The organism is Maribacter sp. PR1 (genome assembly GCF_028464145.1).
Classification (GTDB): Bacteria; Bacteroidota; Bacteroidia; order Flavobacteriales; family Flavobacteriaceae; genus Maribacter.
The window spans coordinates 138,666-160,757 of the sequence record NZ_JAQPCG010000003.1 but is presented as its reverse complement, the minus strand read 5'-3'; the positions used below and the strand labels follow the sequence as shown (position 1 = coordinate 160,757).

Sequence of the window (22,092 nt, the reverse complement as noted above, 5' to 3'; positions counted from 1 at the left end):
GTCATCAATTCATTACTAATCAAAACCGAAAATTAAAAAACACATTCCAATGAAAAAACTATTCATCATCAGCCTAACCCTATGCTCTTTAGGTGTTTTAGCTCAAGGTAACAAGGAATCTATATTGAGTAATGATTCCGATTATAGGTATAGGGTCAGCTTTCCTGCCATTATCCTAGCTAATATTGGTGACGGAGGCGAAAGAACCAATACCCAACATATTGAGCTTCATGTGAAGCGTGAATTGGATTCCAAAAACATCATCGGTGTAAAATTCGCAACTTGGAGATTGTTTCAGCCCATGGGTATACAGTGGTGGGATGGCCTTTTGGATAAAATAGATTCCGAGAGTGAATTCTATCCAGGCTATCTACGTGAAACGGGTATTGGAATTTCATACCAACACATGCTTTGGAAAGGATTGTTCGCTACGGTGGAAGTGCTACCGCAGTACAAAACCTATCTAGACCTGAACAATGAAAAAATAGCCAACGGATTTAAGCTCTACACGTCTTACCATCTGGGTTATCATATAGCTTTTGGTAAAAAGAAGCGGATTTTTATTGAGCCCCAGGTGCATTTTCAAAATTGGATGATAGATACCAATACCCCCGACGCCTTTAAACAATTGGACAATCGATGGAAATCGTATTTCCTTTTTGAACCCAACCTGTACGTTGGAATCAAATTTTAAAGACAATTCCAAAGCGATATGGTACTCAATGGGACATCAAGTAAGACCTTGGAGAATAAATATATAACGAACATTTTTTCAACAAGGAATCAATTTAAAGGAATAGGTTCCGAATTATAATTCAATACGATTTGCTCGGATAGGTACCCCAACTTTGTAACATCAATTTAAAATAATCAAAAAACGAACAATCATGAAAACAATTAAAATGAAAACAATCAAAAAACAATTTTTATTAAAAATGGCTTGTGTAGCCTTTGCATTGGTATCAACTACCACATATGCACAAAACACAAATTCTGAAACAACAACACAAAGGGATGGTTTCATCTTCGAAGCTGTTGTAGGTGGTGGCATTATCAGTATAGAAGATAGTGCTGGTAATCAAACCTTCGATAAAGCTCAAGGAACCTTCGTGTTTCCAGATTTAAAATTGGGCTATATGTTAAATGAAAATCTTGCCATTACTGCTGCCATGCCAGGAAACATATACGAATTTCAAGACAATGACAGACATTTTGGAGGATTCATTCCTTCGCTACAATATTGGGTAAAAGATAGATGGTGGATTCATGGTGGTATTGGTCTAGCAATAGATTCGCCGGCACTATATGATATTAAAGATGATGTAAATGATGATTGGAACTTTGGTTGCGCAGTAATGGCAAGTACAGGTTACGAAATATATAAAAAGAAAAACTTCGCACTTAATGTGCAGTCTAAATTAGTTCTTGGTCGTGCATCTTTAGACGGAGATGCACATAGAGACGCAGTACTCTTTAACATCGGTTTGGGGTTCAGTTTGTTCTAATAAAGGACTATTTAAAATGAAGTATCTTACATAAAGAAAGCAATACAATGAAAAATAAGGTAATACGAACCATAGTACTCTTTTTTTCCATATGGACTTTTGGTCAGCAGACCGCACCTCAAAAGATTGCCGAATTGTATACGGCCGAATTGGAAAGGGAATCCATACAAAGTGTTTTTTTGCAAGTCTATTCCAAATCCAAAGGAATTGATGTTAGGTTGGCGGAAAATACCATGAATGCGGAACATGCTATAACGAATAAAAATCCTTTTTACACGGCCAGTATCACCAAAATGCTCACGGCTACCGCTGTAGGAATCTTAAAGGATCAAAAGAAGCTGAATTTTGAGGATAACATCTCCCAATATCTGCCAAAATCATTAATAGAAAAACTGCACGTATTGGATGGGAAGGAGTACTCAATAGACATCACCATCGCCCATCTTTTACAACATACATCGGGTCTGCCAGATTATTTTACGGACGAAACTATGGATGGCAGTCCCAATATCATCAATCAACTGTTGATGCATACGGATAAGTTGTGGTCACCTCAGGAAATGATTCAGTTTACCAAAGAAAAGATGAAACCTCATCATGTTCCTGGTGAAGGCTATCAGTATACGGATACGGAATATGTGCTGTTGGCCCTGCTGATCGAAGAGGTAAGTGGCATTTCCTTGCATGCGTTTTTTCAGCAGCATATTTTTCGGCCTTTAGGGATGGAGACTTCCTATATCAATTTAAAATCATCGCCGTTAAAGAGTGAACTGCCCATGGCTAATTTTTATGTCGGCGATACGGAATTATCATCCTTTAAAAGTTTAAGTGCCGATTGGGGCGGGGGAGGTTTGGTGTCCACAACCGAAGACCTGATTACCTTTCTTGAAGCCTACAACACCAATAAACTGGTAAAAAAGAACACGCGCCAGGCCATGCAACAATGGGTCGATGAAACGGTAGGTATGGAATACGGATTTGGGATACGAAAAGTATCTTTCAAAACCCTTTATGAGGATGACACAAACTTGGAAGTAATCGGGCATACCGGTAGTACTGCATCCTTTTTATGGTATTGCCCCCAATTGGATACCTATATAGCTGGGACATTAAACCAACTGGAAGCTTCCAAAAGTACCCTGAACTTGGTTTACGCTATACTTAAGATATTAGAAAACCAGCAATAGAGGCTTTTATCTTCGATTAATTTTTAGGTCAAAAAATTCCTTTGCTAGTCGAATTTCCCTCATTGAATAATGATCATATGCCTTATATTTGATTTAATTATTTAAAAATCAAGAGCATGAAATGGAAAGGTAGGCGTCAAAGTTCCAATGTCGATGACCGAAGGGGTCGGTCCAGTTCCGGAAGAGGTTTTGGTGGATTCAGTCCCAATTTGCTCGGCCCGATTATAAAACTGCTCTTCTCCAAAGTGGGATTGATCATTGTGGGGCTGTTCCTTTTATTTTCATTTATAACGGGTAACAATCCGTTGACCTTGATCAGTAATTTATTGAGCGGCGGGGTGTCGCAAACCGCTCCTTCTGGAAATTATGAAGGTACTGCCGAAGAAAATGAACTGGCGGACTTTAGTGCCGTGATCCTGGGGAGTACCGAGGATGTTTGGAACAACACCTTGGAAAATTACCGGGAACCAACCTTGGTCTTGTTTTCAGGATATGTTTCCTCCGCGTGTGGCTCCGCATCCAGTGCTACCGGTCCGTTTTATTGTCCCGGGGATGAAAAACTATACCTGGACCTTAGTTTTTTTGAGGAAATGGAACGCCAAATGAACGCACCTGGAGATTTTGCACAGGCCTATGTCATTGCCCACGAAGTAGGGCATCATATTCAAAATTTAATGGGGATAACCGATAAAATCGATAGACTCAGAGGTCAATTGAGCAAGACCGAGTTCAATAAATATTCCGTACGCTTGGAGTTACAGGCCGATTTTCTAGCCGGTGTGTGGGCCAATCGTTCCAAACAAATGATGGAGAGCGGTGATCTCCAAGAAGCCTTGAACGCGGCGAATGCGATTGGGGATGACCGTCTACAAAAGCAGTCTTCGGGTAGGGTAGTACCCGATTCCTTTACCCATGGCACCTCTGCACAACGTATGCGCTGGTTTAAAAAAGGGTATGAAACCGGGGATGTCTCCCAAGGAGACACCTTTAGTGCGGAATCGCTCTAACCCATTATTTTATTAAAATTTAATACCGCTTCATCTTAAAGCATACAAGCTCCCCCTGAGCGACCTGTACCTAGTGGAATTGAGGTAAGCAGAAGGATAGGAGGGGAGTAGAATGGGATGGTGTAGAAGTCCCACTACTGTGTTAAAACCATGTCAAAAGGATTTATAATTATGGATATTGGTAGGTAATCGATTACCTTCTGCACTATTTTTAAGTGACAAAAATGGTACGCTTAAAAAGTGATTCATATCCATTTATTAATTTGAACAATTTCCTATGAAATCCTTGAAAACAAAAATCAGCCTTTTACTTATTGTATTACCCGTGATATTATTGAACGCACAAGGGGAATTAAAATCGGTTGAGGGTTACTCGCCAAACATTGGAAGCATGGTCTATATGTTGGAAGACTTAAAAGACCGTATTACCGAACAAGTTAAAGATTTGGACCAATCACAAACCGATTTCTTATATGATGCCAATGCGAATAGTATAGGGTCGTTGATCATGCATTTGGTGTCCACAGAATCGTATTACCAGGTAGCAACCTTGGAGGGCAGGGAATGGACATCAGCCGAGCTTGCAAGCGTTGGTGTCGCAGGGGAATTGAACGCAAAAGTTAATAGCATGCTCAAAGGTGAGCCTATTGGGTATTATTTGGATTTATGGGATGACGTCCGTGAAAAAACCTTAGCGGGACTCAAAACCAAAGATGATGCCTGGTTCTCCTCGAATATAGAGGAGGGATTGAACTACCGTTATATCTGGTACCATGTCATGGAACATTCGGCAAACCATATGGGGCAAATAGGCACCATTAAGAATCGCTTACCCGAATAGCGTATTTGCAGTAATGTACCATGTTATGACTGACCTGGGCTTGTTGAAGGGTAACTTTTCTTTGATCAACAGAATAAAAGAGAAAGGTCTGTTAGACTATTTCTTATTGAGCGGTTTGGCGCACTGCCTTTATTTGGTAACACTTTGATTTTACCAATGCCTTTCTTGTACAATTTTCAGAAGATTCTACTTAGCAGGTATTTAAGAATAAAGGTGTGTAATGGTATCTAACAACTACCCCGAGTTTCTAGTTCAAAATATTAATAAGGTTGGCTTTATATAATTTGCCAATGGGAATGGTATGATCTTGAATGTATATTCTATTTCCATCAATTCTATTTATATATTTGATGGCCACAGCAAATGATTTGTGTACTTGTATAAAATTGTCCGATGGTAGAGATTCCAATATATCGGATATTTTTTCCCTTATCGTAATTGTTTCATCTTCAGCAACGACTTTTGTGTAATTTCCGGCAGCTTCAATAAATAAAATAGTAGCTACTTCTACTTGGATATACGATTTATTCTGACGCAAAAATATACGTTTTGTTGCCGTATCCTTTTCTTCCGAACTGTTATTTTTTGACTTGGTATTTGAGCCCATAACTTTATTTACGGCCTTTAAAAAGCGCTCAAAACTAAATGGTTTTAATAAGTAATCGGAAACATTTAGCTCATAACCTTCTATAGCAAACTCACTATAGGCCGTGGTGACTATAACTTTTGGAGGCGCTGATAATGTTTTTAAAAACTCAAACCCCTTGAGCTTTGGCATATTTATATCCAAAAAGATTAGGTCGACCTGATGTGAATTCAAATACTCCAGCGCCTCCAAGGCGCTATAACAGTTTTTTTGCAACTTCATATGAGGTAGCATTTCACAATACTCCATGATAATCTTGTGTGCTATATGTTCATCATCTATGATTAGATACCTCATTATTTCAACTTTAGAGATAGTTTAACATTATAACTATTAGGGTTTACATCAAACGAAAGCGCATGCCTATTTGGGTTGACTAACGCTAATCTTCTTTTTAAGTTTTTTAAACCAATTCCTGATGTATTGGATTCTTGCTGTACTTCAAAATTATTTTCAATTACAAAATTCACTTCATTATTCCCTTCGGTTAAGTCAATATGAATATAGGCACCTTTTTCCAAGTTTTCCAAGCCATGCTTAAAGGCATTCTCGACTAGAATAATAAATAATAAAGGCATTATTTTAGCATCAAGGTTCTCAATTTCAGTATTAAACTGAACGTCGGACTTTTTATGATAGCGTATTTCTTGAAGCGCAATATAGTTTTTTAGGTAATCTATTTCTTGTTGAAGGGTAACCCTATCTTTTTGCCCTTCATAAATACTATATCGCATCATGTCGGACAGTTTGAGTACCATTTCCCGCTCCTTGGAATCTTTGTCCATTAAGCCATATAAATTGTTAAGTGTATTGAAGAAAAAGTGTGGATTTACCTGACTTTTTAAATGCAGTAATTCTGTTTTTTCTTTTTCATTCTTTAATCGAATGATTGCTTTGATTTGTTTAAAAATCCAGTACGCAATGGTGATAAATAAAAGAGTAAAGTACAGGACAATAAACTCTACAAATCCTTCCAACTTGCCAAAAGTGTCATTAAATAATACAATGACCAATCCTATAATTACAAGGGATATTTTATAAAACCTGTTTATGATTTTCTTTTTCCCATCTGATATTTTCAACTTCATAGGTCAAGATTAATTAAATAAAATTCCTCCTACAAATTAGTTGACAAACAATAGATACTGAGGGATAAACACCTGCTTCATGGGGATAAGGTACGTTTGCACACTTCTTAAGGTCTTGTGTCACACCTACTTTGAAGTACATCACTTTTTGTTTTTTACTAATAAGGCCCACCATAAGTTTGCCTCAATCAATCAAAAAACGAACAGTATGGAACTTAGAATTGACAAGCTATCAAAGACGTATTCTAACGGAATTAAAGCCTTACAAAACATAACACTGGACATACCAAAAGGAATGTTTGGTTTGCTAGGTCCTAACGGTGCAGGCAAGTCAACTCTAATGCGAACCATTGCAACGTTACAGGAAGCAGATGCCGGATCTATTGTTCTTGGAGACATCAATGTGTTGAAGCAAAAAACTGAGTTGCGGCAAGTATTGGGTTATTTACCGCAGCAATTTGGCTTGTACCCCAAAATATCCGCTGAGGTATTACTCAACCATTTTGCCGTATTAAAAGGAATTGTAAACAAAAATGAACGTCAAGAATTGGTGAAGGCACTTTTGTATAAAACCAATTTATATGAGGTCAGAAAACAAAACCTTAAAGGCTATTCTGGTGGGATGAAGCAGCGTTTTGGGATTGCACAGGCATTATTGAACAATCCGAAGTTGCTAATAGTAGATGAGCCTACAGCTGGATTGGATCCCGTAGAGCGAAATCGGTTCTACAATGTGTTAAGTGAGCTCGGAGAACATACCGTAGTTATTCTGTCTACGCACATCGTTGATGATGTTAAGGAGCTCTGTACAAACATGGCGATTATTAATCAAGGCCAAGTTTGCTTACAAGGGCAACCGTTGCAAATACTAGAGGGACTAAAAGACAAAGTCTATCAAAAAACAATCGAAAAGGCAGAATTAAATCTTTACAAGGAAAATTATCAGGTGATTAGCGAAAAGTTGTTTCTAGGAAAACCAACCATTCACATCTTAAGTGATACGGATCCGGGAGATGGTTTCGCCTTAATTAACGCCGAATTAGAAGATGTGTATTTCTCGGAAATTTTCAGTGATACTAACACGAAATCCAACTAGATATGTGGTACCAAATTTTGAAGTTCGAAATACAATATCGTATTAAGAGACCGGACACGTATGTGTTCTTCCTGTTTCTATTTCTATTTTCTCTTGTCGGGGTAGATTTTATTTTTCAAGGTGCTGAATTAGGACTCCTGAAAAAAAACTCCCCTATCGTAATCGCGAAAACTATGGGCGCCATTACGGGGATATTTATGATTTTGGCCTCCATGATCATGGGCGTTTCGGTATTGAGGGATTTTGAATACAACATAGAATCATTGGTTTTTTCTACGCCAATCCATAAAAAAGAATATTTACTGGGTCGATTTTTAGGATCGTTTGCTGTTTTACTATTTGCATTTACAGGTATTCTATTCGGTATGATGCTAGGTGAATTTATGCCCTGGACCAATCCAGATGATCTACTAAAATTTAATGCCCTTATTTATTTGAAGACGTTTCTAATGGTAACCTTACCAACGCTGTTTTTTGGAGCGGCCTTGTTTTTTGTCACAGGTGCCCTAAGCAGAAACTTAGTAGTCGTATATACCCAAGGGATTATTTTATTTGTGGTTTTTATGCTGACGAAAGCCATTACCAATGCGTTTTGGCAAGCCATTTTAGATCCGTTTTCACTGACGACCACCACCTTTGCCACAAAGGATTGGACAGCTTCGGAAAAGAGTATAGAAGTGCTTCCTTTTATGGGAGTATTACTATATAACAAACTGTTTTGGATTTCTTTGGGGATACTTGCACTCATCTATGGTTATAATAAGTTCAATTTTAACGTGGTTATGGAAAAGCGGTCTAAAGGAAAAAAGAAACACGTATTAGAAATTGGAGACGCTTCTGAGGTTATTAATGTAGTTATACCCAATGCCAAAAAACTATATGGTATTCGCTCAAAATGGGCACAATTAAAAGCGTTTTCCTGGTTTTATTTCGTCAGCATTTGCAAACAGGCCTCATTTTGGGGGATTGTCATTTGCGGTATGATTATCATTCTTATTAATTCGGTAAATCTAGGTACGGTATATGGCGTTGATAGCTATCCGGCAACCTACTTTATTGTTGAAGAACTTCAAGAAACATCCATTTATTTCTTTATCATCGTTTTGGTCTTTTATTCCGGAGAATTGGTCTGGAAGGAGCGGAGTGCAAAACTCAATCTAATTTATGATGCAACACCCATGTCTAGCTTTTTAAAATTAGCCGGTAAGTACATTGGGTTGAACTTAATTTATGTTGTACTCATGCTCGCTTTAATTGGGTCGGGAATTATATTTCAAACGTTAAGTGGTTATTATAACTATGAGATTCAAGTGTATTTCTATGGCTTCTTTCTAGAGATTTTACCATTTTTGGCCTTATACACCTTCATCGCATTTTTTATCCAATCGCTTGTTAACCATAAGTTTGTGGGTGTGATGTTGGTCATTGTGTTCTTCATGGCGAACATAGCATTGGGGTTATTTGGGTTTGATCACGATTTATATTTTTTTGGAGGAAGTTCTTTAGGGTCCTATTCCGATATGAATGGCTATGGGCACTTTTTAGGACCCTACTTGTTGATTAAATCGTACTGGTTTCTCTTCGGTATACTGTTATTGATAATGGCATCTTTAGTATCCGTTAGAGGGATTGAAACCAACTTGATAAAAAGAATAAGAGCAGGTAAATACAGATTAAGCAAGCCACTTTTTAGGTTTTCGGGCGGGGTACTTTTAGCCTTTATTACCCTTGGAGGTGGTATATTTTACAACACGAATATTTTAAACGACTATTGGACGAATTCTGAAGCTACTGCGTTTAGAGTGGCTTATGAAAACGAACTGAAGTCCTTTGAACATATACCACAGCCTAAAATAGTGGATGTTAACTTACAATTAGAATTGTATCCCGAAACACGGGATTACACCGCAGAAGGGGTTTATATTTTGAAAAATACCACTAGGGAAAGCATCAAATCGATTCATATTCAGAAACGTATTGAAGGGAACGTCACATTGGACAGTGTATCCTTTGAAGGTGGGTTTACATTAGACAATCAATACGAAAAGTTTGATTACGCCATTTACATTCTCAATGAAGCTTTAAAACCTGGCGAGTCTATACACATGAATTTTAAGCAAAGCTTTACTACAAAAGGGTTTGAATCAGGAAACTCGAATGTAAATATTAATAACAACGGTACATTTTTTAATAATTCAGATTTACCAACGATAGGATATTCTAGAAAATATGAACTTAACGATCCTGATGAACGTGAGGATTATAATTTACCTATACGTTCCAATAAGGCAGAACAAGACGATAATAGGGAACTCGTAAATGCAAGGTCTGGTAGTGATTCTGATGGAATAAATTTTGAAATGACCGTGGGTACCTCAGAAGATCAAACAGCAGTTGTACCTGGGAATTTATTGAAGCAATGGACCGAAAATAATCGTAACTACTTTCATTATAAAATGGAGATTCCAATTATTAATTTTTACTCTATGGTTTCAGCAGCATATGAAATAAAGAAAGATACGTGGATGCACCGTCAGGATACTTTAGGAAGCTCTGTTGACCTTGAAATTTATTATCATAAGGGGCATGCTTATAACATAGATCGAATGATGATGGCTATGAAAGCCTCATTGGATTACTATAGCACATATTTCAGTCCGTATCAATATGAACAGTTACGTATCATGGAGTTTCCGCGTTATGCGCAATTTGCACAATCATTTCCGGGCACTGTTCCATTCTCAGAATCTATAGGTTTTGTCCTGGATATAGACGACGAGGAAGATGTAGATATGGTATTTTATGTCACTGCCCATGAAATTGCCCACCAATGGTTTGGTATGCAGGTAGAAGCGGCCAATGTAAAAGGTAGAAATTTTATTTTAGAAACCTTGTCACAGTATGCAGCTATGATGGTTTTAAAACAAGAATATTCAGAGGAGAAGCTACTTCAATTTATAGAGATTCAAAAAGAGAGGTATAAAGAAGGAAAGGGAAAGGAAGCTCTAAAGGAACCTTCATTGGCTTTAGTAGAAAACCAAAAGTATGTGTACTACGCCAAAGGTGCCATCAACATGTATCAATTTCAAAAGGCCATAGGAGAGGAGCAGGTAAATAAAGCCTTAAGACGCTTTTTGGAGGATTGGAATACCACAAACGGTAAACTAAAAATGAATTCGAATCGCTATGCTACCAGTCAAGACCTGTTAGGCTATTTTAGAGCGGTTACACCAGATTCGCTTCAGCATATAATCCTTGATCTATTTGAAAGTGTTAAACCGGTAGAATTGTAATGTCTTGCCTTTATTATATGAAATAGCGCGGAAATGCCCTATCTGGGAATTCGCTACAATTGAATATATCATAATGTACCTCGTGTAGTTAACCCTGAGCGCAGTCGAAGAGTAACCTGAGCTTTGGTATAAGCGAAACGTTAATATATCTTTCTCTCTATTTTTTCTTGACAAATGTTTCTATACAATGTTAATGGAACCCTCTTTTTACGAAGTGACGATAGGAGCGTAGTAGAATGTGTATGGAATGGTATTTAGCGATGGAACGTATCTTATTAACAAACAGTAACAAAAGGAAAAATACAACCTCTTTACAAAAATCAATCTTAAACACAGTCATGATGACAAACTACTTTTCTAAAGCTATTTTTCTATTTGTAATCTTTCTTTTACCATTTCAAAAAACTACCGCTCAAGTAGAAACTACATCCATACTTTATAAGACTATTAAGGATATGGATAGAATTCTTTTTGAAAACGGTTTCAATGAATGCATAATTTCAGACATGGAACCTCTTATCAGTGATGATCTTGAATTTTACCATGATCAAAGTGGTATTACTAGGTCGAAAAAAGATTTTCTATTGACTATTGAACAAAATGTTTGTTCCAACCAGCAACAGAAACCTATTCGTAAATTAATGGGAAATAGTCTAGAAGTATTTCCTCTTTATAACAACGGAATAGTATATGGGGCAATACAAAATGGAATTCACGAGTTTTATATCAAAGAAGCGAACAAAGAACCCTATTTAACCAGTACTGCTAAATTTTCGCATCTATGGATAAAAGAAAATGCTACTTGGAAATTGAAAAGGGTTTTAAGTTTTGATCATAAAACACCAAGTGTATTAAACAATAAAAAGAAGGGAATAGCTCTCTCTAATGAAACTTTAGATAACTATATAGGAAGCTATTCAGGACAAAATGTAAAAGCCAACATAACACGAAAAGAGGGTTCACTTCTAATGAGCTCCGGTGATATGCAACTTATTATTCTCCCAGAGTCCGAAAATGTATTTTTCGCAAATGAAGCACCACTTACTTTTGAGTTTGTTTCGTTTAAAGGAGTGATTACGAAAATGATTGTAAGGGAAAATGGAAAAATAGTCGATGAAGTCAAAAAAATTGAATAATGCTGATTTTACAGTAATAACACGAAGTAATTCTCAACCGTTGGGTATAACTTACCGCTATTTTAATTAACGTCGGATTATGTTTCATTACTGAAACATAATCTCTTGCTTTGACGACATTTATTTTAAAGGTCCAGTGGACATTTAAAATAATGGGCGAGATGATGCGGCTGCCATTCTGCCTACAAGCTTCCTTTTAATTTTTCTTCTAAAAAGTATCTTCTCAAAAGGTAATGAAATCAAAGAATGAGATTCGATGACAGCAAAATCTTCATTCAAGATTCATGAATACCTTTAAAAAAACAAAAAAAAATCTTGTGAATAAACACTAATTATACGGCCCAATCCCGATTGCTATCGGGGGAGGGGAGGCTCATAGGTATGGAATTTAAATTTTAATTTGAATTACGTTTAAACCTTCAATTCTACGTCTATGTATTTTTCCTTTCCGTATTTAAAATCAATGTGTTTCTTTGTATATGAATGAATATCAGTACAAAAACACTCAAAAGTAATACTACAAACGCCCTTTATTGGAAGTGCCAATTATTAGGATGGTGTACGGTTTCTGTTTATTGGGCATACACGGTATATACCAGGGATAACTATGGGGTGTTTTACACTTTCTGTAATTATGTTTTGGATGTAGGCATCGGAATTTTCCTGACCCATATGTACAGAACATATGCTTTAAAGGCAAATTGGAGTCAATTACCCATTAAAAGGCTGCTTGTTCGTGTAATTCCCAGTATACTATTATTGGCTGTTTTATATGTGCTTTTAAACAATTTGAAGTGGTATGGTTACTGGACCATGATCGCAGAACAAGATAAGGATATATGGGTATCGCTTCTTTATTGGGACCCCATATTACTTACCGGTTTACGGTTAATGTCTATCTGGATTTTAGCGTATCACCTGTATCACTATTATCAAAAAGAAGTTGTAACGGCAAGAGAATATGCTCAACTTTCCTTAGTAGCGAAACAAGCACAATTAGACAATTTATCGGCTCAACTAAACCCACATTTTTTATTTAATTCCTTGAATTCCATAAAGTCCTTAATTGTTGAGAACCCTAATGTAGCCAGACGTGGGATAGACCTATTGTCCGACTTATTACGTTCCTCTTTATATGAAAAAGATAAAGACCTAATTTCAATAAAAAACGAATTGGCTTTAGTTAAAGATTATATAGAGCTGGAAAAACTTCGTTTTGAAGAACGATTGACCATTGATATAACCATTGATAAAACGTTAGCCCATTTTAAAATTCCCACTTTGAGCATCCAATTGTTGGTAGAAAATGCCATTAAACATGGAATTGACAAAATTATTGAAGGTGGGCTAATAACTTTGAAAGTTGGTAAGAACGGAGATCAAGTCTATATTCAAGTTCAAAATCCAGGAAAATTAACTGATACTAAACCTGCAAGAGGTTTAGGTTTAATGAACTTAAAGAAGCGCTTGGAGCTTCAATATAACAAAGAGGCTTCTTTTACTTTAGAAGAAATAGCTAATAATATAGTGCAAGCGACTATACTAGTACCCTATAAAACAGATGAAAACATATAAAGCGGTTATTATCGATGATGAACGTTTAGCGCGCGAGGAGGTAAAACGTGCTTTAAAAAAATATCCGGAATTTATCGTGGTTGGAGAGGCAAACAATGTGGATGCGGCCATAAAATTAATAGCGAATAAAGATCCAGACCTATTGTTTTTGGACATACACATGCCCGAAAAGTCAGGATTTGATTTATTAGAAGAATTAACCACAGTTCCAGAAGTTGTTTTTACAACTGCCTATGACCAATACGCTGTAAAAGCTTTCGAATTAAACGCATTAGACTATTTGGTTAAACCTTTACGGGAAGAACGTTTTGCAAAAACCATAGAAAAAGTAAAGCAGGAGTTGGCGGAGAAGGCAAAGGTGTCACAAGATGTTTTGCCCATGCACAAAAAGATATTTATTAAAGACGGCGAATCGTGTTACTTCATTCCAATTTCCGATATCTACTATATTGAATCGATGGAGAATTATGCACGGCTATATTTTGGGGATAAAAAAGCTATGATTAAACGTTCGTTGAATCTACTGGAAAAAAAGTTAGATACCACCGTGTTTTTTAGAGCCAATAGGAGTCAAATTATCAACACACATTTTATTAAAGAAATTCATCCGCATTTTAATAATAAGCTACACATCATCTTGATTTCTGGTGAAAAGATTGAAGTTTCAAGCCGACAGTCTGTTAAGTTTAAAAACTGGAACAGCTTATAATTGATTGGTTTGTAAATTAATTTTACGCTTATTTTCTTTTATTCACGTTCCTGTACTTTCCCTTTACACATTTATATATTCATCATTTCTTTGCTTCAGAAATAAAATTTTAATTAAAAAAATAGAACGATGTGTAACTTTAAAAATAATTATCACCTACCTGTAATGCTAATTGTATTGATCTTTATGGGGCTCTATTCCTGCACCAATGACACCTTAAAAATCGCTCCACAACCAACTTTATCCGATTACGCCGTTGGAGAAAAATGGATCTGGAAGTATAAAGGTGTAACCAACGAAGGCGAGGTACGCTCAGAGGGGGAAGATACACGAGAAGTAGTTATTGCGGATGGTGTTTTAGGGATGACAATGGGCAATGATACGATTCCGGTAACAGATATCGTAAAACCGGAAGAAAGCGAAACGCCAAAATATGATTGGCCTTTGGAAGTGGGTAAAAAGTGGAAATATGAAAAAAATTGGACCAGTCAAGATGGTACCACAGGAAAGCAAAGTCAAGATGTCGAGGTATTGTCGTTTAAGGAAGAAACGGTAGCAGCAGGAACGTTCATGGCCTATACGATACAATACAAAGGTGTAATTACAAATTCCAGAGGCTATAATGCCAAAACAGATGAAGTTTGGTTGTATGCTCCAGCTGTAAAAAATTTTATAAAACTTACCCAAACTCAAGATGACTTTTTATACGAAGAGGAGTTAAAACAGTATTCAAACTAAAGATGAAAATTGAGCATTTTCCAATTGCACTTTTAAAAAGGGAACCATGAAAAGAACATTGCTGATATTATTTCTGACTCTAATTCATCTTACTTCTTTTGGACAAGGATTTGACTTTCAAAAAGTACCATTGTCCAATACTAAGGTGCTTGCCAATCATATGCAAGCCTTGGCCGCATCCTATCCTTTAAAAGAGTTATCAGGATTAGACTTGATTAAGGTTCAGATTCTAAGTGAAAAATATGACGATGCCATAGCAACTATCGAGATCGAGAAAGAAATTAAGGACAAGCCAAAAACGGAACAGATTTATTTAGATTTATATCACCAGTATGCTAAAGCAAAACTCACACCTAACTTTCAAGTGGCCTTTAAAGAATTATATAAATCCTATGTGACAAAGGCCGATGATTTTCAGGTACTTAATTTAGATGACACATTAATTGCCAGAGATGGTACGGACTATTTTATTTCTGATTTTGAACGTACGTATGAAAATATAACTACTGAAACGATTTCAAAGGAAACCGCACAAAATTTAATCCACAAATATTTCTTAAAAACGGTTTATGAATCCACCAGAGATCTGTTTTTTGAAGCCATAAAACAAGACCATAAACGCAGATATCGTATAAATGACAGTATAATAGTGCCCATGAAAGATGGGGCAGAGGTTTCCGTAGTAGTGGTTGAAAGAAAAGAAAGTGTTAAAGCGAAGAAACCGGCCATCTTAATTGCTTCTATTTACGCAGGCACCAATGAGACTGGGGCAATGTTATCCGCCTCAAAAGGCTATGTTGGAGTAATCGCCAATACAAGGGGAAAACGATTAAGCAAAGGACCGGTAAAGCCTCTAGAACATGAAAATACGGATGTCTATGAAGTGATTGATTGGATTAGCAAGCAGACTTGGTCCAATCAAAAAGTAGGAATGTATGGTGGTAGTTATAACGGATTTACCCAATGGGCATCCATGAAACATAAAGTGCATCCAGCTTTAAAAACCATTGTTCCCATGGTAGCCATTGCACCCGGAATTGATTATCCCATGGAAAATAATGTACTGCATAATTATTCCTACTCTTGGAATTTTTATGTGACCAATACTAAGTTTTTGGATTTTAAAGCCTCCCAAGATTTTAACCGATGGGATACCTTAAAAAATACGTGGTATACCTCTGGAGTTGCCTTTAATAGATTGGATAGCTTGGATGGTCAAGTCAATAGATTATGGAATACCTATATGCAGCATCCTAGTTATGATGATTACTGGAAGAAAATGATTCCTTATAAACAGGAATTTTCAAAAATTGACATTCCAATATTGACCATAACAGGCTATTATGACGATTCTCAAAGAGGAGCCCTATATTATTATGACCAGCATACTAAGTATGTAAAAAATCCAAATCACTATGTATTGGTAGGACCTTACGATCATTGGACGGCGCAAACCCAACCTCAGGAGTTCTTAAGGAATTACAAATTAGATAAAACCGCCTTAATTGACATTAGATATGACTTGGTTTATCAATGGTTCGATTACACCTTAAAAGGTAAAGAAAAACCAAGTATTCTAAAGGATAAAGTGAATTTTCAGGTAATGGGAACCAATACATGGATGCACAAACCGAGTTTAAGTGCCATGTCCAATGATACCTTGACTTTTCATTTAAGTGATGCTAAAACGGATGATTTTTATGCTTTAAAATCGAAACCAAATAACTCAGAGATTCAAATGTCTGTTGATTTTAAAGATCGAAAAAACATGACCAACACAGACTATTATCCTTGGCCTTTAGAAAAGGAAAAAATCAATATAAGTGATGGATTGTTATTTAAATCGGAACCCTTAGAGGAGGATGTGATTATAAATGGATCCTTTCTCGGGAATCTAGAATTTACTATCAATAAAAAAGATGTTGATTATTCCGTTATCCTATATCAATTAACGCCAGAAGGGAACTATTTTCATTTAAGCTATTATATTGGAAGAGCGAGTTATGCTCAAGATAGGGAGCACAGACATCTGCTAACTCCCAATAAAAAGATACAAGTGTCCTTCAACAATTCTAAACTAATCAGTAAAAAGCTACAAAAAGGAAGTAGGATGGTAGCTGTGGTCAATGTGAATAAAAATAATAATGCACAACTTAATTATGGAACAGGTAAGGATGTGAATGAAGAAAATATTAAAGATGCAGAAGTCCCTTTAAAAATTATATTTTCAGGTAATAGTAGTATTTCTTTACCTGTTTGGTATTCCCTAAAGGAATAACCAAATTCTTATTAGTATATCATTGGCAAAAAAGGCCTATTCGATTCTCCTTTTGGCTGTTTTTTTCCGTGGACAGGGGCTGCAGGGTTGCACCTATTGATCGAAGCAAAAGTAACGATGCGGTGAGTTCCATTGTAAAGATATTTGAGAAAAGGAGCCCCATAGATAAATTTGATCGATTTTATATCATCTCACATTTAGTTATGGATTCGAGTAAAGTCCATTACCTTTACTTCCTGTTTTTAAGTATCTAGGTTTAACGCCCTTGAACAAGGTATTTTGAAAAGGGGTGTCGTTAATATATATAGAAGTCAATATGGAATCGAAATTAATTACTTACTTCCCAAACATTTCAAATTTTTATGGTAAAGTGTGGTACTATAACATACGGGTAAAGAAACAACAGGTTTTGTAAATTTAAGTTCTAGTAATAATTTCTAATTATAAATTCAATTAATAAAAAATCCATAGCAGTACTTCCATTCGTCAATATAAGTAACAATATTGAAAACGAATATTTCTGTGATGGATTAACAGAAGAAATAATTAACGCATTAGCAAAAATCAAACAACTTTCGGTTACTTCCCGAACATCTTCATTTTATTTTAAAAACAAAACAGTAACAGCTAAAGAGATAAAAGAAAAACTGAACGTTTCTACTTTTATAGAAGGCAGTGTAAGAACATCCAAAAATAAAATGCGCATTACAGTGCAAATGATCGATACTTTGGATGACTTTCATTTCTGGTCAGAGACTTTTGATAGAAACCCTGAAAATATTTTTGAAATTCAAGATGAAATTAGTCTGTTTATCGCTGAAAAATTACGCGAACACATAGGGCATCTTGAAATCGAAGATAAGCTAGTAGAAGTAATTGATGTACCTGTAGCTATTTATAGAGAATATTTGAAAGGAAGGTACTACATCATGAAACTAGATTATAAAAACTCTATAAAGGGTATCAATATCTTAAAAGAAGTAATACATAAATCACCCAATTTTTCAAATCCCTATCTAGATATAAATCTAGCCTATGTTAATATGGGAACTATGGGGCTTTTACCCGCATTTGAGGCATACGAGAAGGCCCAGCCTTATTTGCTAAAGGCATTGGAGCTAGACCCAAACTCATCAAGGTCACAATTGAATTTGGCTTGGATAGAATGCTGGCAAAACTGGAATTTTGAGAAAGCTTTCGAACATGCCAACAAGGCTTTGGAAATACAACAAGCAGACGATATTTACTTAACCATTTCTAACCTTTTGACCGTAGAAGGAAAATTAGATGCGGCAAGTAATTATCTTGACAAAGCGTTACAGTTAGATCCTTATGCCGCTATAAATCATCATTACAAGGGTTTTTTACACTACTTGAAAGAAGAATATAAAACTGCAATACCTTATCTAAAAAAGGCATTAGATTTAGACCCTAAGTTACCCTTTCCACCAATTTATATAGGGATTTGTTTATTAATGTCAGGCAAACCAAATGAAGCTTTAACATATTTCGGTTCACTTGAAGGAGTTTCTGTGAAAGACCTCACCAAATTAGGAGGTGAAACCATGTGCTATGCAAAGCTCAATGAAAGGGAAAAGTGTAATGAAGGATTAAAAGAATTAGAGACGTATTTAAATACTGATCTTGTAGATAAGGCATTTACGTTTTTGATATTGGTAAATGCCTTGTTAGATAATAACGAAAAGGTAATTGATTTAATAACTCAAGCATACCATAACCGGTTGCCATTAATTTTATTATTGAATCCATCGCCAATTCTTAAGCCTTTAAAAAATAACAAAAGGTTTAAAGACATCATGCTAAAAGCTATTCCCGATAATGTAAACTACAAACAGAAAAAGCAGTACAAACAGGCTTTACTAGATTCCAACGAAATCAAAAAGTACAGCAAGGAACTAGAGCAAATAATGATAGACTACAAACTGTATTTAAACCCAGATCTATCCTTAAAAGATTTAGCCTCATACTTGGAACTTCCTGCTAATTATGTCTCGCAATTATTAAATTTAGGCTTTCAAAAAAACTTCTCTGAATATACAAATACCTATAGGGTTAACGAATTTAAAGAGCGCGTTCTTCTAGAAGAAAACAAAGGCATAACTATTATGGCTATTGCTTATGATAGTGGTTTTAATTCTAAAACAGTATTCAATACTTTCTTTAAAAAATTAGAAGGGATTACACCAAATACTTTCCTTAAGTGTAATAGTTAGTTCTGATTTAGAAAATAGAACCTTCCTTTTATAAGCTACAATTAGTTTTACTTCATCAAATTATTAACAGTAAGAGATTACTTGATTTATTCTTTGGAAATATTTTAAAATGCGTCATAATCTATAGTCTTGCTTCATAATTTACAGTCTTGTGCTAAACTTAATAACTCTTGCTTCATAACTGTTTACTGTTGCTTCAAGGTTTATGGCATCTTTGTACCATCAAATCGAAACAATAATTCTTAAAACGAACAATCATGAAAACAATTAAAATGAAAACAATCAAAAAACAATTTTTATTAAAAATGGCTTGTGTAACCTTTGCATTGGTATCAACTACCACATATGCACAAAACACAAATTCTGAAACAACAACACAAAGGGATGGTTTCATCTTCGAAGCTGTTGTAGGTGGTGGCATTATCAGTATAGAAGATAGTGCTGGTAATCAAACCTTCGATAAAGCTCAAGGAACCTTCGTGTTTCCAGATTTAAAATTGGGCTATATGTTAAATGAAAATCTTGCCATTACTGCTGCCATGCCAGGAAACATATACGAATTTCAAGACAATGACAGACATTTTGGAGGATTCATTCCTTCGCTACAATATTGGGTAAAAGATAGATGGTGGATTCACGGTGGTATTGGTCTAGCAATAGATTCGCCGGCACTATATGATATTAAAGATGATGTAAATGACGATTGGAACTTTGGTTGCGCAGTAATGGCAAGTACAGGTTATGAGATTTACAAAAAGAAAAACTTCGCACTTAATGTGCAGTCTAAATTAGTGCTTGGTCGTGCGTCTTTAGATGGTGATGTAAAAAGAGATGCAGTACTCTTTAATATAGGATTAGGCTTTAGTTGGTTATAAAAATTTATCTATTGCCATATATTCTATTATTGTGTGCCATTAGGGCAAAACTGTAACAATTACTCTTTTACAGCGTCAGAATTAATATAAAATAATAAAAATAAATAATCTATGATTGCAAATACAGAACAGAAAAATTTAATTAAGACCGCTAGAATAACTGGCTTATGGTATTTAATGATGGCTATTACAGGAATTCTAGGGTTTATGGTCTTTCATTCTCAAATATTTGTGTCTGGTAATCCTGAACAAACGCTAACAAATTTAGTAGAATTAGATTCTACAGCAAGAATTAGGTTGCTATTAGAATTTGGTATAGTAATTTCTCAGGCTCTTACCGCAGTTTGGTTTTTCAAATTATTTAAAGATAATTATGAATGGGAAGCTTGGACTCTAGGTATATGGGGAATGGTAAATGCTTTAGCCATTATGATAAGTGCAATTTCAATCGCCTCAGCAATAGGTATTGCAAATTCTGAAGTAAGTGCTATGGAAGACAAAGTTTTACTAATTCAGGTTTTTCAAAATATTATTTCGAATGCTTGGGGTATTGGTGGCCTATTTTTCGGGTTATGGCTATTTCCAATGGGATACATAGTTATCAAATCTAAAAGGTTGCCTGTCTGGTTAGGAAGAATAATTATTTTAGGTGGTATAGGCTATCTAATTTCTACAGTTATACACTACGCAGGAATTGATTTTAGCTTCAATAGATTTCTTACGCTACCTGCAACCATTGGAGAATTTTGGATGATAGGTTATTTACTAATTTTTGGCATAAGACCTAGCAATAAGTAAAGTTAAATTAAAACGGAACACAATAGTGGCTATAAGTAATTGCTTTTCTCTCCTACTTCTGAATCCCGATAGCTATCGGGACGCGGATTTTCAGTTCGGTGTATACTTGCAACGTTAAGTGCTTATCCACGAAACTACTCATAGCCGAGCTCGTTAAAGCCAATAGAGACCATCATATGAAAACAAAAATCACAATTGTAATATCATTACTAATTCTGATTTCGTCATGCCAACCATCAATCGAAGAAACTGTTGATTTAAGTGTGCAAAATTGGATTCATGGCTCTGAAAACTGTGATGATAATATTGACCCACCAATTCAGGTCGTTAAGTACAATAGCAATACTTATATTTTACGTCAAAACAAGTGTACAAATTACGAAGCACCTTTTATGTTTCTGTTTTTTGGTGAGAACAAAGCGCTATTAATGGATACTGGAGCTACTAAAGAAGCTGATATTTTTCCGCTTTATGAAACTGTAAATAAAATTATTAACGAATGGTCTGAAAAGAATGGAGAAGTTGAATTAATAGTTGCTCATACTCATAAGCATGGAGACCACTTTGCAGGCGATGGACAATTCAAAGGAAAACCGAACACTTCTGTAGTCGGTCTTGAGGTTAAGGATGTACAAGATTTTTTTAAGATAGCCAACTGGCCCGAAGAAGTTGTGGATTATGATTTAGGAAATCGCATGATGAAGATAATACCAATTCCTGGACACCAAGCTTCTTCAATTGCGGTTTATGATACTTCGACGAAAATTCTCTTGACTGGAGACACCTTTTATCCTGGTAGACTATACATAAATGATTGGATTGCTTTTAAAATGAGTATTGAAAGACTTGTAAAATTCACCGACATTAATGAGGTTTCAACCATACTTGGAAATCACATTGAAATGACTCAGACAGCTGGTGTTGATTACCCCATGGGAAGTAACTACCAGCCTAAAGAACACCAACTTCCGTTAAGTGTGCTCACATTAAAAGAACTTTCAAATGCTCTAACAAAATTGGGAGATACACCAACAAAAAAAATTCATGATAGCTTCATAATATATCCAGTCGATTAAAACATATTAA

Annotated in this window: 18 protein-coding genes; 16 read left to right on the top strand and 2 right to left on the bottom strand. The window is 35.7% G+C overall.

The genetic code is table 11. The features are described 5' to 3' along the window. The first annotated feature begins 49 nt into the window (after window positions 1–49). The 5 genes from PP182_RS07175 (at window position 50) to PP182_RS07155 (ending at window position 4,540) form a co-directional block, all read left to right on the top strand. On the top strand, window positions 50–694 hold the full coding sequence (locus PP182_RS07175; protein WP_272650667.1) for a hypothetical protein: 645 nt from the start codon (window positions 50–52) through the stop codon (window positions 692–694). Window positions 695–887: 193 nt separating this feature from the next. Then, the gene (locus PP182_RS07170) at window positions 888–1,505 is read left to right on the top strand and encodes a hypothetical protein (protein ID WP_272650666.1); all 618 of its coding nucleotides are present in this window, start codon (window positions 888–890) and stop codon (window positions 1,503–1,505) included. Window positions 1,506–1,552: 47 nt separating this feature from the next. After that, the gene (locus PP182_RS07165; protein WP_272650665.1) at window positions 1,553–2,692 is read left to right on the top strand and encodes a serine hydrolase domain-containing protein; all 1,140 of its coding nucleotides are present in this window, start codon (window positions 1,553–1,555) and stop codon (window positions 2,690–2,692) included. 116 nt (window positions 2,693–2,808) lie between these two features. Continuing rightward, a complete protein-coding gene (gene ypfJ / locus PP182_RS07160; protein WP_272650664.1) occupies window positions 2,809–3,699 on the top strand; it encodes a KPN_02809 family neutral zinc metallopeptidase in 891 nt (296 codons plus the stop codon). Between the two features lie 277 nt (window positions 3,700–3,976). Further along, entirely contained in the window at window positions 3,977–4,540 is a 564-nt protein-coding gene (locus PP182_RS07155; protein WP_272650663.1) for a DinB family protein, read from the top strand. 247 nt (window positions 4,541–4,787) lie between these two features. On the opposite strand, the gene PP182_RS07150 is transcribed toward PP182_RS07155, so the two are convergent. Together PP182_RS07150 and PP182_RS07145 are read right to left on the bottom strand one after the other, a co-directional pair. Further along, the gene (locus PP182_RS07150; RefSeq protein ID WP_330097981.1) at window positions 4,788–5,483 is read right to left on the bottom strand and encodes a LytR/AlgR family response regulator transcription factor; all 696 of its coding nucleotides are present in this window, start codon (window positions 5,481–5,483) and stop codon (window positions 4,788–4,790) included. After that, window positions 5,483–6,274, bottom strand: coding sequence for a sensor histidine kinase (locus PP182_RS07145; RefSeq protein WP_272650662.1), 792 nt, complete (start codon window positions 6,272–6,274; stop codon window positions 5,483–5,485). The genes PP182_RS07150 and PP182_RS07145 overlap by 1 nt, the downstream gene beginning before the upstream one ends. A gap of 208 nt (window positions 6,275–6,482) precedes the next feature. On the opposite strand from PP182_RS07145, the gene PP182_RS07140 reads away from it, so the two are divergent. The 11 genes from PP182_RS07140 (at window position 6,483) to PP182_RS07090 (ending at window position 22,082) form a co-directional block, all read left to right on the top strand. Further along, the gene (locus PP182_RS07140) at window positions 6,483–7,370 is read left to right on the top strand and encodes an ABC transporter ATP-binding protein (RefSeq protein ID WP_272650661.1); all 888 of its coding nucleotides are present in this window, start codon (window positions 6,483–6,485) and stop codon (window positions 7,368–7,370) included. A gap of 2 nt (window positions 7,371–7,372) precedes the next feature. Beyond that, a complete protein-coding gene (locus tag PP182_RS07135; protein WP_272650660.1) occupies window positions 7,373–10,663 on the top strand; it encodes an ABC transporter permease/M1 family aminopeptidase in 3,291 nt (1,096 codons plus the stop codon). Window positions 10,664–10,905: 242 nt separating this feature from the next. Beyond that, complete coding sequence (locus PP182_RS07130; protein ID WP_272650659.1) at window positions 10,906–11,799, top strand: hypothetical protein; 894 nt, start codon at window positions 10,906–10,908, stop codon at window positions 11,797–11,799. A 483-nt stretch (window positions 11,800–12,282) separates the two neighbouring features. Beyond that, window positions 12,283–13,374, top strand: a complete 1,092-nt coding sequence (locus PP182_RS07125) for a sensor histidine kinase (protein WP_272650658.1) — start codon at window positions 12,283–12,285, stop codon at window positions 13,372–13,374. Then, window positions 13,361–14,083 (top strand): LytR/AlgR family response regulator transcription factor, encoded by a 723-nt coding sequence (locus tag PP182_RS07120; RefSeq protein WP_272650657.1) that lies wholly within the window; start codon window positions 13,361–13,363, stop codon window positions 14,081–14,083. Before PP182_RS07125 ends, PP182_RS07120 begins: the two co-directional genes overlap by 14 nt. Window positions 14,084–14,212: 129 nt before the next feature. After that, complete coding sequence (locus PP182_RS07115) at window positions 14,213–14,821, top strand: hypothetical protein (RefSeq protein ID WP_272650656.1); 609 nt, start codon at window positions 14,213–14,215, stop codon at window positions 14,819–14,821. A gap of 46 nt (window positions 14,822–14,867) precedes the next feature. After that, complete coding sequence (locus PP182_RS07110; RefSeq protein ID WP_272650655.1) at window positions 14,868–17,099, top strand: CocE/NonD family hydrolase; 2,232 nt, start codon at window positions 14,868–14,870, stop codon at window positions 17,097–17,099. Between the two features lie 698 nt (window positions 17,100–17,797). Beyond that, the gene (locus PP182_RS07105; protein ID WP_272650654.1) at window positions 17,798–19,333 is read left to right on the top strand and encodes a helix-turn-helix domain-containing protein; all 1,536 of its coding nucleotides are present in this window, start codon (window positions 17,798–17,800) and stop codon (window positions 19,331–19,333) included. Window positions 19,334–19,590: 257 nt separating this feature from the next. Next, on the top strand, window positions 19,591–20,208 hold the full coding sequence (locus PP182_RS07100; protein ID WP_272650653.1) for a hypothetical protein: 618 nt from the start codon (window positions 19,591–19,593) through the stop codon (window positions 20,206–20,208). A gap of 111 nt (window positions 20,209–20,319) precedes the next feature. Continuing rightward, complete coding sequence (locus tag PP182_RS07095; RefSeq protein ID WP_272650652.1) at window positions 20,320–21,006, top strand: DUF4386 domain-containing protein; 687 nt, start codon at window positions 20,320–20,322, stop codon at window positions 21,004–21,006. Between the two features lie 176 nt (window positions 21,007–21,182). After that, a complete protein-coding gene (locus PP182_RS07090) occupies window positions 21,183–22,082 on the top strand; it encodes an MBL fold metallo-hydrolase (protein WP_272650651.1) in 900 nt (299 codons plus the stop codon). The last annotated feature ends 10 nt before the right edge of the window (window positions 22,083–22,092 follow it).

Coding starts and splice junctions, on each gene's coding strand:
- PP182_RS07165 (WP_272650665.1), top strand. CDS start 1,553: ATGAAAAATAAGGTAATACGAACCATAGTACTCTTTTTTTCCATATGG.
- PP182_RS07150 (WP_330097981.1), bottom strand. CDS start 5,483: ATGAGGTATCTAATCATAGATGATGAACATATAGCACACAAGATTATC.
- PP182_RS07105 (WP_272650654.1), top strand. CDS start 17,798: ATGCGCATTACAGTGCAAATGATCGATACTTTGGATGACTTTCATTTC.
- PP182_RS07090 (WP_272650651.1), top strand. CDS start 21,183: ATGAAAACAAAAATCACAATTGTAATATCATTACTAATTCTGATTTCG.
- PP182_RS07115 (WP_272650656.1), top strand. CDS start 14,213: ATGTGTAACTTTAAAAATAATTATCACCTACCTGTAATGCTAATTGTA.
- PP182_RS07100 (WP_272650653.1), top strand. CDS start 19,591: ATGAAAACAATTAAAATGAAAACAATCAAAAAACAATTTTTATTAAAA.
- PP182_RS07175 (WP_272650667.1), top strand. CDS start 50: ATGAAAAAACTATTCATCATCAGCCTAACCCTATGCTCTTTAGGTGTT.
- PP182_RS07145 (WP_272650662.1), bottom strand. CDS start 6,274: ATGAAGTTGAAAATATCAGATGGGAAAAAGAAAATCATAAACAGGTTT.
- PP182_RS07170 (WP_272650666.1), top strand. CDS start 888: ATGAAAACAATTAAAATGAAAACAATCAAAAAACAATTTTTATTAAAA.
- PP182_RS07155 (WP_272650663.1), top strand. CDS start 3,977: ATGAAATCCTTGAAAACAAAAATCAGCCTTTTACTTATTGTATTACCC.
- PP182_RS07095 (WP_272650652.1), top strand. CDS start 20,320: ATGATTGCAAATACAGAACAGAAAAATTTAATTAAGACCGCTAGAATA.
- PP182_RS07120 (WP_272650657.1), top strand. CDS start 13,361: ATGAAAACATATAAAGCGGTTATTATCGATGATGAACGTTTAGCGCGC.
- PP182_RS07135 (WP_272650660.1), top strand. CDS start 7,373: ATGTGGTACCAAATTTTGAAGTTCGAAATACAATATCGTATTAAGAGA.
- PP182_RS07130 (WP_272650659.1), top strand. CDS start 10,906: ATGGAATGGTATTTAGCGATGGAACGTATCTTATTAACAAACAGTAAC.
- PP182_RS07125 (WP_272650658.1), top strand. CDS start 12,283: ATGAATATCAGTACAAAAACACTCAAAAGTAATACTACAAACGCCCTT.
- ypfJ (WP_272650664.1), top strand. CDS start 2,809: ATGAAATGGAAAGGTAGGCGTCAAAGTTCCAATGTCGATGACCGAAGG.
- PP182_RS07110 (WP_272650655.1), top strand. CDS start 14,868: ATGAAAAGAACATTGCTGATATTATTTCTGACTCTAATTCATCTTACT.
- PP182_RS07140 (WP_272650661.1), top strand. CDS start 6,483: ATGGAACTTAGAATTGACAAGCTATCAAAGACGTATTCTAACGGAATT.